This window comes from Leptospira sanjuanensis (assembly GCF_022267375.1).
In the GTDB taxonomy this organism is placed as follows: Bacteria; Spirochaetota; Leptospiria; order Leptospirales; family Leptospiraceae; genus Leptospira; species Leptospira sanjuanensis.
Genome location: NZ_JAIZBH010000001.1, coordinates 24,624 through 38,483, shown reverse-complemented (window position 1 = coordinate 38,483; position 13,860 = coordinate 24,624). Strand labels below are relative to the sequence as shown.

The following is a 13,860-nucleotide window of genomic DNA, read 5'->3' as shown; positions in this document are numbered from 1 at the left end:
AGTCTTTTTTAAAAGTGAATTTGCAACCCCTCTCCTGACTGGTTTATAATAAATTTCCTAATTTTTCCTGTCTTTTCGACGCGAGCGACTCCGATGCTCTGAGCGCCAAACTCATCGTTGTAATCTGAGGATTGACCGAAAGACCGGTAGGATAGACGGAAGCATCGATCACAAAAATATTTTTATGACCATACAATTCCAGATTCGGGTCCACGGCTCCTTTTTCGGGAGAATCCGCGGCTTGGATCGAACCATGAGGATGCGCCGAACCTACGAGTAAACTTCCCGGATTGAATTTTTTTTCAAGAATCCAATCGAACTTCGTGTTTCGATCCACAGGAAAAGGAGCATCCATATCGGGAAAAGGAAAGATCAATTCTTTCGCTCCCGCGGCCGCTTGTACTTCCGCCAACATCTTTAAACCGCGGAGCATATTCTTACCGTCGCCCGGCGTCAGTTCAAAGTAAACCTTTCTAGAACCTAAGGACCATTTTACGGAAGCGTTCGCTTCTCCATCCGATCCGTCACGAACAAGAACGATCCCCGCGCTCATGTTCGAATATCTTTGAATCTGATCGAATTGTTGTTTTCCATAATACGGAATCAAAGAAGCGGCTAACGTGGGTCGGAACGGTGCGACTTCCAGCCAAAATCCGTAACCGGTATTGTTTTGGTTGTGGCCGTCTTTGATCACGGCGGATTGAGGCGGACCGGAGAACATATTGATCTTCTCGTCGAACACCGCGAAGATGGTGCTGGTCGGATGAACTTTCAAATTTCTTCCCACCCAATCGTTTCCTAAACCGGATCTTTGCAAAAGCGCCGGACCTTCGATTGCACCCGCGCTGACCACGACGACCTTCGCGGTAACTTTTACTTTTTTAATCACAGTATCCGGAGCTTTTTCGTACGGATCGGGAGTGAATTCCGCGACCACGACTTTCGTTGTTCCGTCGTGAATAACCTGCGCTTTCATGTTCGCGATCACGGTCGCACCCGCTTCGATCGCATCGGGAATATACGTTAAGAACATGGATTGTTTCGCATTGATCGGACAACCCAATCCGCAACGGCCCAGACCGATACAACCTCGGTTATTGTTGTTCAAAACTTCGGGATGGAGGCCCAAAGCCTTTCCACCCTTCATCAATGTATTGTTATTCGCATTGATGAGATTTTGAGGAACCGGATGAACGCCGAGTCTTTCATGTACGGAAGAAACGAACGGATCCATATCTTGTCTCGAATATCCTTTCAAACCGAATCGTTTATCCCATTCCGCGGTTACGTAGTCGGGAGGATATAAGGATGTCTGCCAGTTTACGGTCGTGGAACCGCCCACGGTTCTTCCCTGAAGAATGCTCAACGTCTGTTCTTCCGAAATAATAAAACCCGCGTCGCGATACAATCGTGCCGAGGATAAGAACTCGTCCCCGCTGAACTGAGCCGGAGTAAAGTAAGAACCTTCTTCGATAAGAACCGTGTTCCAACCGTTCTTAGCAAGAGTGGCCGCCGCAACCGCACCGCCCGCGCCGGAACCGATCACAACTGCGTCGGCTATGAGTTCCCAAGTTCCGTTTTTGATATTCTCTCTTTCGATAATCTCTTGGTGTTTTTTAGGAGTGATGATTTTATCATTCGCCGCTGGAATTCCGCCCATATTAACCCTCGTATCCCGCTAATGTTTGAATTCTTTTGTCTTTTGAAACGAGGAAGAATGCGATCTGTCTCATGATCGAATACGCGCCTCGTTTCAAACCGAGTGAGGAAGTTTTCCAAGACAACAGACGTTTTTCTCGTTCTTCCACGCTCAGAGAAGTCATGGGTTTGAAGGAAAAATCCAACGCAAGCGCGGCAAGAGTGGAAGAAGGAATCATCCCCAAAAGAAGAATCACGCTTTCCGTATCGATCGGAGTCGGATGACCATATACGTAATCATCGACCGCAACACCCAGATCAAAATCGGGGATCGGATTTCCTTTGAGAAAAACTTCTCCCAAAGATTTGAAAGCAAGATAGGCATCGTCTTTCAATCCGCGCAATCTGGGAATCGAACCGTTGGTACACGCGGTCATTCCCGGAAGAACGAACGCGGTCACGGCCAAAAATTTTAAACTTAGTTTTAAAAATCGACTCCGAGGAATCGACTCTTGCAGAAACAGCTCCAAGTTCACCTCCCGTTTGTCGTTAATACGACTCCGGTTTTATATATAACAACTGTTCAGCAGGAATATAGGAAAGGAATTACTTTGTCTATACTTTCTTCTGGAATTTTTTCATTTTCACGAAGATCTTGATCTCCTCGTAATCAATTCGATCGAGTTCGACTTCGATTTTATCGCCGAGCGTGTAAATTTTCGTAAACTTCTTCGAATAAAAAGAGAAATCGGTTTCCAACCGAACCTCGCCTTCATCCGTAAATTCGGAAGAAAGAAGACATGCGTCCACCATCGGATTTTCCAGATCCACAAAGATAAGGAAGGGTTTGCATCCCGTGATCGTTGCGGAGAATTCTTTGATGCCGGTTTTTTCGAGATAACGACAAGCCTTGAGTTTGTAATAATCTCTTTCCGCATCGGTAGCTTTCCGTTCTTGATGAGAACAATGTAGACCGGAGGTCACCATCTCCTCTGGGGTATAAACCGGTTTTTTGCTCAGAAGAATCTGTTGTAAAACTCTGTGACAAACAAGATCGGGATATCTTCGAATCGGGGAAGTAAAGTGACAGTAGTCTTCGAATCCAAGACCCCAATGTCCGAGATGTTCTCCCGAATAATAAGCCTGCATAAAAGTTCTCAACAAAAACATGTTGAACAATCTTTCCGCCGGCTTTCCTTCCAATTCTTTCAAGACGACTCGGATCGCCTCGTAACTTGAATCCTTGAGTAATGTTTTGATCCCGTTCAACTGTAAAAAGGCGTTCAGCGATTCGAGTTTTTCTTCGTTCATCGGTTCGTGAACGCGATACAAGGTCGGGTGCTTTTTCTTTCGGATGTATTCGGCGACCTTGATGTTCGCTGAGAGCATAAATTCTTCGATGAGAATATGCGCCTGCAAACGGTCCTGAACGGCGATCTCGACGACGTTGTGTTCGGAATCCGTGACGACCTTGTTTTCTTTTAGATTCAGATCGACTCGGCCGTTTTCGACTCGTTTTGCACGAAGAACCTTTGCGAATTCGTTCATACGGAAGATCCAGTTTTTAGGATCGCCCGCAAGAATTTCGGATTCGGCCCGATTGTACGTATATCGTTCCGCCACCTTAATTATGCTTTTATAATACTTCGCGTGGGTGATCTTTCCTTTCCAATCGGCTTCCATTTCCACCGTAAAGGCCAGACGATTCTTTCCCGCAACGAGAGAACAAAGATTTTCGGACAACTCGGGAGGCAACATCGGAACGACCCGGCTTCCGAGATAAACGGAAGTCGCTCGATTGTATGCTTCTTCGTCCAAGTCGGTTCCGGGACGGACATAGTGCGAAACATCGGCGATATGAACGTAGAATCGAATTCGATTCTTCTCTTCCACGAAGCTGATCGCATCGTCGAAGTCCTTCGAATATTCGCCGTCGATGGTGATACATTTCAGATTACGCAGATCCACTCTGGAACCCCAATCGTCCACGGCGTTTTCCTCGACTTCTTCGGGAAGATCCAAGGTTATATTCTCGGGATACAAAATGCTGTAATTGTATTTCATCAGCATTCGCATCAGATCCAAATCTTCTTTCGTGTCGGATTCGAATCGCAGGAACTGAACCTCGTAGAGATTTCTTTCATGCTCCGTATCTTCTTTCAGCCGCACGACTAAAACGTCGCCGGATTTTATCTCATCCTGCAGATCGATAAGAATGGTTTTGCGGAGGAGATAACCTTCCTTTTCCTCTCCGTCTATATCCAAAAGTTTTCCGAAGATAAATTTCGGATCCTTTTCAGTGACGATCATTCGATACAGATCGCGTCCCCTCCGAAGAATCTCGGTGACTTCTCCTTCGAGTCTTCCTTTTTTTCCGATTCCGTACGGATGAATTTCAACGAGATCGCCTTGAATCGCGGATTGTGCGTATTGACCCGGCACGAACACTTCCATCCCGGAAGGAAGTTTTACGAAACCGTCTCCCCGTTTGCTGATGGAAATCGTTCCCTGCAACTTTTGATTCGGATTGACGAGTATATTCTTTTTTTCTAATTCGATCAGCCCTTCGGTTTCAAGAATCTGAAGCGTTTCGGAAATTTCCCGTTCCCGTTCCTGAAACTGCCACTTCTCCCTTTTTTTACCGTAAGAATTTTGATTTTCTTCGCGGAGAAGTTTCGCGCTGAGATCCTTAAATTGGATCACCGATCCCGCTCTGGATTGAAGATACTTAAGAATTTTCTTTCCGATTTCGTTTTCTCTAAATCCTTCGGTTCTTCCCGTAGGTCTTTCTCGTTTGGTTCGATCGGATTTACTGAAGGTTTTCTTTTTGGTTTGAGGTTGGGTCGTCCTCTTTTGATTTGTTTGTTTTTTCTTTTTATTCATAATTGCTAAGCTGTCGACTTGTCGTCGACGTAAGTTCCGCGTACGTAATTCGGAACGAGTTTCCAATAAGGAAACCGATCCGGAAATGCGATCGCTTCTTGAAGCAGGTCCAAGTTGCGATTTAGAATCGCGGATGCGGACGGAAGATTTTCTAAGATGGGATTTCCCGCGAAAAATTCGGGATGATCCGAATATTTCTGCGACGTTAGAAACGCCTGCAATCGATCTTCCGGTATTTTATCCAGTATATCGTCCGGCTTGACGTCTATGGAACCGAAAAATCCTCTCGTATCTTCCATTCCGAAATAGATTTTTTTCTGTTTCGCCTCGATTCCCACGATTACCGGATCACCCGCTTCTTCGTGATAGAACGAAGCGTAAACGTTTAAACTGTCGAATCCGATTGCGGGAATTTTCCAAAGCTGCGCAAGATTGCGTGCCGTTGCGACCGCGATTCTAAGCCCTGTAAATGAACCCGGCCCCAGTGCGCTAACGATCAAATCGGGGGATTTCCAATTCGAGTTCTTTAGAACATTTCGTAATTCTTGGATCAAGAGTTTGGAGGATTCTCGAGGATGAATTCCGGCGTATGAAGAAACCGGAGTCAGGTTTCCTTCCGGATCAAGGAGAAACGATTCCACAAGGATCCATTGGTTTGTCGCATCGAAAAAAAGAATTTTTTTCATACCGGATTCCCTTTCGATGTTTTCCAAAGATTTTTCAGACTTGGAAATTTTTCTATATCATAACTTTTGAATGTAATATTTCTTTTCTCTTCGGAAACGGTTTTGAATTCCGCTTCGATTTTCAACGGAAACGATTCCAATTCTTCTTTTGCGATTTGCCACCATTCTACGATGGAAACCCCGGGCCGTTTCCAGATTTCCTCAAATCCGAGGTCTTCCAGTTCCGCGGGGGATTTCAAACGATGCAGATCGAAGTGATAAAATTTCGATATTTCTTCCGTGGCCGATCCGTCCCGCCGACTTTCTTCGGAGGGCGATTTTTCCGTAACAACCCGATCCGATTTTAAAAGAGAGAATTCTTCGCTTAAACGATTCGGAATCGGATACTCGTTCACAAGAGTGTACGTTGGAGAATTTACGTTTGCGTTCGGGGAAATCTTCTTTACCAATTTGGAAGTGAATGTTGTCTTACCCGCGCCCATTTGGCCCGTAAATAATAAAATAGGATGAAGCGTTTGCTCCAAAGCGGAAAGAATAATCGGCACGAGAAAGTTTGCGGGTTTGTCTAAGTCTTCCAGTTTCAAATTTCGAAATTCGAGTTCCAATTCATCCTCAAAACAATTCACTTACCTTTTCTTTTTCGAAACGATATACGGAAGTGCAGAATTCGCAGGTAACTTCGATCATCCCGACTTCTTCCACGATCTGCATCGCTTCTTCTTTTCCCAACGTTTGAATCAGTTCTTTTATTTTATTTTCGGAACAGTCGCAGCGGAATTCAGGCTGACCTTCCTCTAAGATTTGAACCGCGGAACGGGTAACCTCTCCGATTTTATTCAAACAATTATAAACGTCCTTTCCCAGGAACTCCGCAGAGTTTTGATTGATTTGGTCTGAAAGACTTGCAATTTTTTGAATGTGTTCTTCTTTTGCTTCCGGCAACGATTGCAGAAGAATTCCTCTTACGTCCCAGTGAAATCCGTTCTTTTTGATAGAAAGAGTGATAAAACACGTGATCTGCTCGGAACTGTTCAGATAGTTCTGAAAATTCTCCTCAAAACTTTTATTGAGATACGGAACGACGGATTGATAGATACAAGCTCCGTTTTTCCACCGGAAGACTTTGAGAACTCCGGAATATTCTTCCATCGCTTTGTTCGGTTCCACGTCTTCTTCCGGTCTTTCGCGGAGAACCGCCTTCATTCTCCCTTTACGATCGCTGTAAGCGAGAACAGAGTGAGTCGGAGAATCCTCGTTGAACTGAATCTGTAAACTTACCTTCGTATCTTCTTTGACTTGATCCGCCAAAAAAAACGCACCCATCATCGTTCTCGCTAAAAGTTCCGTGTTGGCGTCGTCCAAGTTGTGTAAATTGGAGGCGGCCGTTACGGAATATGAAATTTCGGCCGCGGAATATCGGAAATGCGTATCCGGTAAAATTCCGTATATCAATGAATCCTGGTTCTGCATGGAATCCTTTTGCGAATGCGAAATGAGAGTCGAGGTTGCGTAAACCGTTGCGATCTACGTCATCCGTATCCTCTCAGACATTTCTAGAAAAGACAGTATTTTTTCTTTTAGACTTACGGCAATCCCGGTTTTCTTTCTTTTCAGATTGTGGCTCGGATGAAATCTCTTTCCGAAACGCAAAGGAGAATGGAATGATATTCGGAGCCGATTATTACCCGGAACAATGGACCAAAAAAGATTGGGAAGAAGACATTTCCATCATGAAAGAAATGGGTTTGAGTTCCGTTCGACTTGCGGAATTCGCTTGGGCGATGATGGAACCCAAAGAAGGGAAATACGATTTTTCTTTCTTCGATCATATTCTTAAGTTGATCCAAAAGAACGGTATGACGGCGATTTTAGGAACGCCGACAGCGACGTTTCCTCCTTGGCTTGCTAAAAAATTTCCTGACATAATCCAAGAACGAGACGGAATTCCAAGGACGATCGGAACCAGAAGACAGGCTTGTTTTTCTTCTCCGAATTATAGAAAGGCCGTTGTGAAGATCGTTACAGCGATGGCGAAACATTTCGGAAATCATCCCGCGGTGATCGGTTGGCAGATCGACAATGAGATCGGTCACGAAGGATCGGACATCGATCATTCTCAAACTTCGTTGAAGGCGTTTCGCCTTTGGCTGAAGAACAAATACAAAACGATTCAAAGGTTAAACGAAACTTGGGGAAACGTTTTCTGGGGGGTAATTTATAATTCCTTCGATGAGATCCCGATACCGGGACCGCACGTCGCGAGCAACTTTCATCCTTCGATGATCCAAGACTTTTATCGTTTTCATTCGGACACGATCATCGACTTCGTAAAACTGCAAGCCCAGATTCTGCGTAAGTTTTCCGTGGGAAGACCATTGACGACGAACTTATATCCTTCTCCTTTTTTACCGATCATCGATATGGCGGAACTTGCAACGTATTTGGATTATATTTCCTGGGATAACTATCCGACCTGGGGAGAACAAGAAGAACCGTTCCCTCATCCGTTCATTTCCGCGATGCAGCAATACAATCGCGGCCTGAAGAATCTTCCGTTTACCGTGATGGAACAAATTTCCGGATTTCAAGGACATGACCTTCTCGGCTATCTTCCAGCGCCGGGACAAACAAAACTTTGGATGAAACATTCCATCGTTCACGGATCGAACGCGATTTATTTTTTCAGATACAGAACCGCCCGTTACGGACAGGAACAACTTTGTTACGGGATTTTGGATCACGATAAGGAAAAGACCGAACGTTATTACGAACTTCAAAAGGGAATTCAAGAGATAGAAGAATTCGCGGAAGACTTTACGGAAGAATTGTTTCCGGCACAAGTCGCCGTCGTTCACGACATAGAGAACGCGCGCAACTGGAAGCAGCAGCCGATTTCGACGGGTTTAAAATTTTCACCGGTTCCTTGGTCGCAGGTAGGATACGATATCGAAATGGCGACTTGGTTTTCGGGGATGAACGTTCTCAACGTAAACGCTCACTTTCGTCCCGCTTCCAAAATCGATTTCAAAGATTATAAAGTCATTGTGCTTCCTATGTATACGATGGTTACGGATACGGTTTTTCATAAATTGGAGGAATTCGTCCGTGAAGGCGGAACCTTGATTTTAGGATTTCGAACCGGAGCCAAGGATTTAAACGGATGGATGTATGATTCTCAAATTCCCGGTCCGTTTGCCGAAATGGCCGGAGTTAAGGTCCGTAAGTTCGAAGCGGTCGGAAACCAAAAGGTCAAATTCCGATTCCGCTTTTTTCCGGGAACTTGTTCCAAGATCTGCGAAATTTTAGAACCGACTACCGCGGAAGTCTGGGCTCGTTACACCGATCCCAAAAAATTCTACAAGGGCGCACCCGTAATTACCGCGAATTCTTATCATAAGGGAAGGGTAATTTACGCGGGTTCTTCTTTGGAGCCTTTGAGTTTCGTGCTTCTATATCGTCGTATTCTGAAGGAAGCGAAGATTCCTTTTACATTTTACGGCCCGAACGTGGAAAAAGTTTTCCGAAAAGGTAGAAAACAAGATTACGAAATTTTTATCAATCATTCCGGTAGAAAAAGTTTAGCCGGTTTAAAACTTTTAAATCCGTATGAAGTCCGAATTCTTCCTAAAAAGAAATAAAAGTTCCGCCGAGTTCTTGCAGCATGTATTTCCGTCAAAGTATGATTTAGTTTTGGACGCGCCGTGAACTGGAAAATCGAATTGAAAAACGGATCTTATACGGATCATGTCGTTTATCAAAATTGAAACGGTAGGAAAACTTGGAACTCAATCAAATCGAAGAGTTGAATCGAATCCTTTCGTCCGCCTCCGGTCAAAACCGCCCGAACGAAATTTTCGTCGACAATCTTCATACTTCCTTTTTCGAATTCGAAGACAGTTTCATTCTTCCTTCGACGTCGGTCTACGGAGTGGACTTTGCGGCTGCAAAAGAATTCCTTCTGCAAGCGGAACAACTGATTCCCGAGTTGATCCGGAAATGTCACGTTCTTCCGATCGCGAAACCTAAAAAGAATTCCAATCAGCTCTTCTTAGTGAAAGAGTTTCCTTCATCGAAAGTCGACGATGAGAAGAAGTTCGTTTTCGTCGTCAGTTTTATTCTTTCGTATTTGGGCGGTGCGCCGACTTCGATGATCGTAAAACCCGCGGCGCAAGGAAAGACGGTTTCGGTTCGAACACGGAGAATTTATTTTTCGGCGAGAATTCTTCCTTTAGAATCGTTCGAAATGAAGAACGGAGTCATCGTAGATTTCGTCACGCGCAAATATAAAGAGACAGAATTCATGGTGGACGTAGATACGATTCCGTCGTTTAACAAAATTCAGCACACGTATTCGGAGCTTTTCGACGACGTGGATTATTCGAAACAGATTTCTACGATTCATTCGATTCTTAGCATCGATAAGGAAATCTGGAAACCGGGAAAAGTTTTTGAACCGATCGACGTGGAACTTCATACGATCAGAACTCGTTTTTTAGAATGCTCTCAAGAAAGAATCTTCAGCCAATTTGAAAGCTTCCGGCATTTGATTGATCTTTTATTGTCGCCGGAAAGCATGACTATAGATTCAGTAAAACAGGAACCTTTGCACGACTGGCTCCGTTCTTTCCGAACGGAAAGGGACGTAACTCCCTCCGGTAATATGCTCTGGAAAATCCTAAAACGAAAGTAATCTTTTTTGAAGAGAAGCCCATGGACCAACCACTTGCCCCTCCCATTGATTTTCCTTTAGAGGAAGTCAAACGCAGGATCAAATCCGTACAATCCGTATCCGGTATTTTTATCGAATCGGCTCTGAAGCTTCAGAAAGATTTGAAAACGTTCGCGTTTTCAACCGAAGCCGAAGAAAAGGATCAGATCCACAAAGCCGATGAGATGATGGGAAAGTTCATCGTGGAATATCTCAGACAAAACTTTCCTTCCGACTCCATTCTCTCCGAAGACAATTACAAATACGAAGGCAATAATTCTTTCCGTTGGGTTTTGGATCCGATCGACGGTTCCATGAATTTTGTTCGTGGAATTCCTCTTTATTGCGTGGCGATCGGGCTCGAACACAGGGAATCTCCGGTTGCCGGAGTCGTGTTCGTTCCCGGTTTAAACACGAAATATTCCGCCATTCTTTCGCAAGGCGCTTTTAAGAACGGACTCCGCATCGACGTTTCCAACACGGAATCCCTCGCGCGCGCGATGCTTGTACCGAGTTTTCCAACGAACAGAAAAGAAATATTAAACGAAGTCATTTCCGATATCACCGCGTTTATCAGTTGCGGACGCTCGATGAGAAGAACGGGTTCTTTCGTTCTCGATGCTTGCTGGGTTGCGGAAGGTCTGCTCGATGGAATCTGGGAAAAGGGCGTAAAACTTTGGGATACGGCCGCGAGTTCGGTGATTCTTACCGAAGCGGGCGGAAAACTGACCGACTTTAACGGAAAGCGGTTTCTTTCCGGAAACTCGGAAGTCGTGGTTTCCAACGGGAAAGTCCATTCTCAGATCGTGGATATTATGAGAAACGTCCGCGATTCCATCGGAAGAAACTAAGAATTACAATAAGAATTTTTCGGTTCGATAAAACACCGAAAAGGATTCCGCATCTTTATGCGGACTTCTGAAAGATCAACTAATAGAAAGAGAAACATCAGGGATATTCAAAATCCCTAATGTTTTCGTTGAATCAAGGAGCGTTTAGAAACGCTTCGATGCTTCGAATCTGATCGTCGTTCAAAGGAAGTCTTGTCATAATCTGGCTCGTGCGTTTCGGAGTATATCCGGGTGGATACGTTCCGTTTACGATTCTCGCCTTCAACAACTCGAAGTTAGAACCTTTAACCGCAGGCCCAACCGCCCCGTCCACAGCCGGATTTTGGTTATGGCACGCGGAACAGTTCGTAACATACAAACCTTTTCCCTGGGAAATCAGTTTTTGTTCGGGTGAAAGATTCTCTTCTTCTTTGCAGTTCGCAAATAAAAGAATCAAAGAAATGCAAACGAGTAAGAGGCGGGAATACCCGCCTCGATTTTCAGTGATCCTCATCGACTTAGAGAAGAACCTCGAGAAGAATGTAGATGATCAATGAAAGAACAAATCCGGAAGTGATTACGCCTTTTACGGTTTTGATCGGTTTGAACGTAGCGCTTTCCGGTGTTGCGGTTAACGCGTTGGTTTCAACCAACACGATGATCGCGAGAATCACTCCTAAAAACGTGTGAGATTCCGCTCCGGTAACGTCGAAGGAGATCGGAAGATTTCTCGCCGCGCCCATTAAGAACAACATCGGAATGGAAAGAAGCGTGTTCGTTCTGGAAGCTAAAAGACCTCTTGCAGCACGTGGAGCCGGGTTTTCCGCAGTTTCACCTTTCGCTGCAGCGATCACGACTTTTTGAGCGGGCCAAATCACGAACCACACGTTAAACCACATCAAAGAACCTAGTAATCCTCCGCCGAGAATCACTGCAAGCCACTGACCTGTGGAAAGAGTAGTACCGTTGTAAATAGCGTAGATGATCATCGCCCAACCGCTCAAGAACGTAAACATCGCTCCCCAACGGAACCACCAAAGAACTCTTGGAACCAATTGCTGAGTCGCTTTCTTCTTTGTATCAGCGTCCGTTTCAGCAAAGAAGGCTCCTTGTACAAAGTTAATGTACCAGAGTAGTCCGATCCAGGCGACGCCTGCGAGGAAATGCACCCACTTAAAGAGGAAATACAAGCCTTGGCTTGTAAAAAGAGCAATCCCTTCCATAATACCTCCAATTCATCGAATGAAATATGATTGTGCGCTTTAAAAAGACCGAGCGCCAGAACTAAAAATAAATCCTGGAATTTAGACTCTCAGTCAAGCACTTTAGAAATATTCTAATTCTTTAGTGAGAATAAAATACACTTCTTAAGGACAAACTTCAAGTGCACTTTAAGTTAGATCTTCGATTAAAATCTTCTGAAGCATTTCCCAAAAGGAAGGTTCATCGTCTTTTTCATTCGAAGAACGAAAGGGAGAAAAACGATCTCTAAAAATCTCGGCTTGTGATTTTAGGATGACTTTCATTGTGTTACCGCTTCGAAAGGATTCGGATTCGAACTTATTTCCACCGTTTCCTTCGCTTCCTTGCACAAGAAGAAGGAAGAGTTGATCGAAATATTCTTCCATGTTTCCCGGTATGAACCAATTCACGACCCCCGGCGGAAAAATCTGAAGAAACCGTCCGCTGATTTTCTTTTCCGGAAGCTTGGAAAATTCCCCGGTGATTTTTTCATAATTCTTTGATGAGACAAAACGAAGCTTATATCCTAAACTTCTAATATCGATTTTGAGTCCGTACACTTGTATAAACACCGAAACTCTTATGTGAAGCGTTTCGGGATTTTTCCAGTAGCCGTTTTCGGTATCGGGGACTTTCAAAAACGTTTTTGTTCCTTCGTTGTACAGTTCGATTCCGTTTAAAAACTCTCCTGACTTGAAAATCGTAATTCGATACGAAACTTGATTTAAGATTTTGTGAAACCGTTTATAAAATTGCGGATAACTATTCTCCGTTGCTTCGTTCAACTCGTACAAAAGCCAGGAAGAATTCTCCGCTCTGCCCGTATCGCAATGGGAAACCCCGCAAAGAAACCGATGCGCTTTTGAAATCGAAACGAACTTTAACGAATCGTTGGAAGGATTTCTAAGAAAATGCTGCAGCTGATCCACGTGTTGAAAGAAATCATGATAACTGTATGCGGGAAGAATCGAAACCGTTCTTCGTTTCATTCGATATGTCTTTTGATCTTTAAAGGAAGTGGGAAAATATTCCGCGTGAATTTGATACGGAACTTGATCCGGAATTTTTTCGGTAGTCAAAACGTTTTGCAATCCGCGGCCCGTTTTACGGATGTAAAAATCGATCGTAAGAGATCCGTTTTTTTCTTGGAGAATCGATTCGTCCGCGGAAGTCAAATTTCCGAAAAGAGCGTTTCGAATTCCTCCCGTTGGATATTCGTTCAAGATGTTCTTTTGATACGCGAGATATTCAATCCAGTATGCCGCTTGCTGAGGCTTTTTTTGAATACAATTCGAAATCGAAAAAAAGAGAACGATACAAACGAGAAAGCCGAGTCTATTTTCTTTGTTTTCGAATAATTTCATATAGAGAGTCTACGGTACGATCATCCACATCTTTGTAATAGGATTCAAAAATTAATTTCTTGTTCCCCGAAAAAATGCGTAACCACGAAAAATTACGCCGGATTCCGGAAGAAATCACTCCTTTTTCATCCAAAAAAATCGATTCGTAGTTTTTAGATTTGTTTTGATCGATATAAGTTTGTACTTCGTTCGGAGCGTTTTGGAGATCGATAAAGGCGGCAAACTCAACTCGATCCTTGTTTTCATCGATGAGGTTTTGCATTCTCCAGTAAATCTTTCGACCGTGTTTTCTACAAAGGACGATATCCGTATAGGAACAGCCCAATAGAAAAACGATTTTTCCTTTGAGCTTTTTGGATTCGAGAACATCTCCTCTTTGGTCCTTGAGCCGAAAGTCGGGAAGATCGGATGAAAAAGCCGGAAGGATCACAATGAAAAAAAGAGCCAACGATATTTGCGGCAAATATCCGCTGTTAAAAGCTGCGACCGTTCGTTTGAAATTCATAAAG

13 protein-coding genes are annotated in these 13,860 nt (G+C 44.1%); 3 read left to right on the top strand and 10 right to left on the bottom strand.

What is annotated here, in order from left to right; translation table 11 throughout:
* Window positions 1-43 precede the first annotated feature (43 nt).
* The 6 genes from LFX17_RS00175 to LFX17_RS00150 form a co-directional block, all read right to left on the bottom strand.
* Complete coding sequence (locus LFX17_RS00175; protein WP_238744566.1) at window positions 44-1,660, bottom strand: GMC family oxidoreductase N-terminal domain-containing protein; 1,617 nt, start codon at window positions 1,658-1,660, stop codon at window positions 44-46.
* 1 nt (window position 1,661) lies between these two features.
* Entirely contained in the window at window positions 1,662-2,168 is a 507-nt protein-coding gene (locus tag LFX17_RS00170; RefSeq protein WP_238744565.1) for a hypothetical protein, read from the bottom strand.
* A gap of 85 nt (window positions 2,169-2,253) precedes the next feature.
* Window positions 2,254-4,521 (bottom strand): ribonuclease R family protein, encoded by a 2,268-nt coding sequence (locus LFX17_RS00165; RefSeq protein WP_238744564.1) that lies wholly within the window; start codon window positions 4,519-4,521, stop codon window positions 2,254-2,256.
* A 5-nt stretch (window positions 4,522-4,526) separates the two neighbouring features.
* Window positions 4,527-5,207: a tRNA (adenosine(37)-N6)-threonylcarbamoyltransferase complex dimerization subunit type 1 TsaB gene (gene tsaB / locus LFX17_RS00160; protein WP_238728302.1), complete on the bottom strand. Its 681-nt coding sequence runs from the start codon at window positions 5,205-5,207 to the stop codon at window positions 4,527-4,529.
* Entirely contained in the window at window positions 5,204-5,689 is a 486-nt protein-coding gene (gene tsaE / locus LFX17_RS00155) for a tRNA (adenosine(37)-N6)-threonylcarbamoyltransferase complex ATPase subunit type 1 TsaE (RefSeq protein WP_406600688.1), read from the bottom strand. The genes tsaB and tsaE overlap by 4 nt, the downstream gene beginning before the upstream one ends.
* A gap of 130 nt (window positions 5,690-5,819) precedes the next feature.
* Entirely contained in the window at window positions 5,820-6,677 is an 858-nt protein-coding gene (locus LFX17_RS00150; protein ID WP_238744562.1) for an Hsp33 family molecular chaperone HslO, read from the bottom strand.
* 191 nt (window positions 6,678-6,868) lie between these two features.
* On the opposite strand from LFX17_RS00150, the gene LFX17_RS00145 reads away from it, so the two are divergent.
* The 3 genes from LFX17_RS00145 (at window position 6,869) to LFX17_RS00135 (ending at window position 10,766) form a co-directional block, all read left to right on the top strand.
* Complete coding sequence (locus tag LFX17_RS00145; RefSeq protein WP_238728299.1) at window positions 6,869-8,845, top strand: beta-galactosidase; 1,977 nt, start codon at window positions 6,869-6,871, stop codon at window positions 8,843-8,845.
* A 140-nt stretch (window positions 8,846-8,985) separates the two neighbouring features.
* Window positions 8,986-9,897, top strand: a complete 912-nt coding sequence (locus LFX17_RS00140; protein ID WP_238744561.1) for an LIC_10030 family protein — start codon at window positions 8,986-8,988, stop codon at window positions 9,895-9,897.
* A 20-nt stretch (window positions 9,898-9,917) separates the two neighbouring features.
* Window positions 9,918-10,766: an inositol monophosphatase family protein gene (locus tag LFX17_RS00135; protein WP_118954482.1), complete on the top strand. Its 849-nt coding sequence runs from the start codon at window positions 9,918-9,920 to the stop codon at window positions 10,764-10,766.
* Window positions 10,767-10,899: 133 nt separating this feature from the next.
* Here LFX17_RS00135 and LFX17_RS00130 read toward each other — a convergent pair whose 3' ends face one another.
* From LFX17_RS00130 to LFX17_RS00115, 4 genes are all read right to left on the bottom strand, one after another.
* Window positions 10,900-11,259, bottom strand: a complete 360-nt coding sequence (locus tag LFX17_RS00130; protein ID WP_238744560.1) for a c-type cytochrome — start codon at window positions 11,257-11,259, stop codon at window positions 10,900-10,902.
* 4 nt (window positions 11,260-11,263) lie between these two features.
* A complete protein-coding gene (locus LFX17_RS00125) occupies window positions 11,264-11,968 on the bottom strand; it encodes a urate hydroxylase PuuD (protein ID WP_238744559.1) in 705 nt (234 codons plus the stop codon).
* A gap of 168 nt (window positions 11,969-12,136) precedes the next feature.
* A complete protein-coding gene (locus tag LFX17_RS00120) occupies window positions 12,137-13,351 on the bottom strand; it encodes an LIC10025 family lipoprotein (protein ID WP_238744558.1) in 1,215 nt (404 codons plus the stop codon).
* On the bottom strand, window positions 13,323-13,856 hold the full coding sequence (locus tag LFX17_RS00115; RefSeq protein WP_238728294.1) for a hypothetical protein: 534 nt from the start codon (window positions 13,854-13,856) through the stop codon (window positions 13,323-13,325). The genes LFX17_RS00120 and LFX17_RS00115 overlap by 29 nt, the downstream gene beginning before the upstream one ends.
* Between the last annotated feature and the right edge of the window lie 4 nt (window positions 13,857-13,860).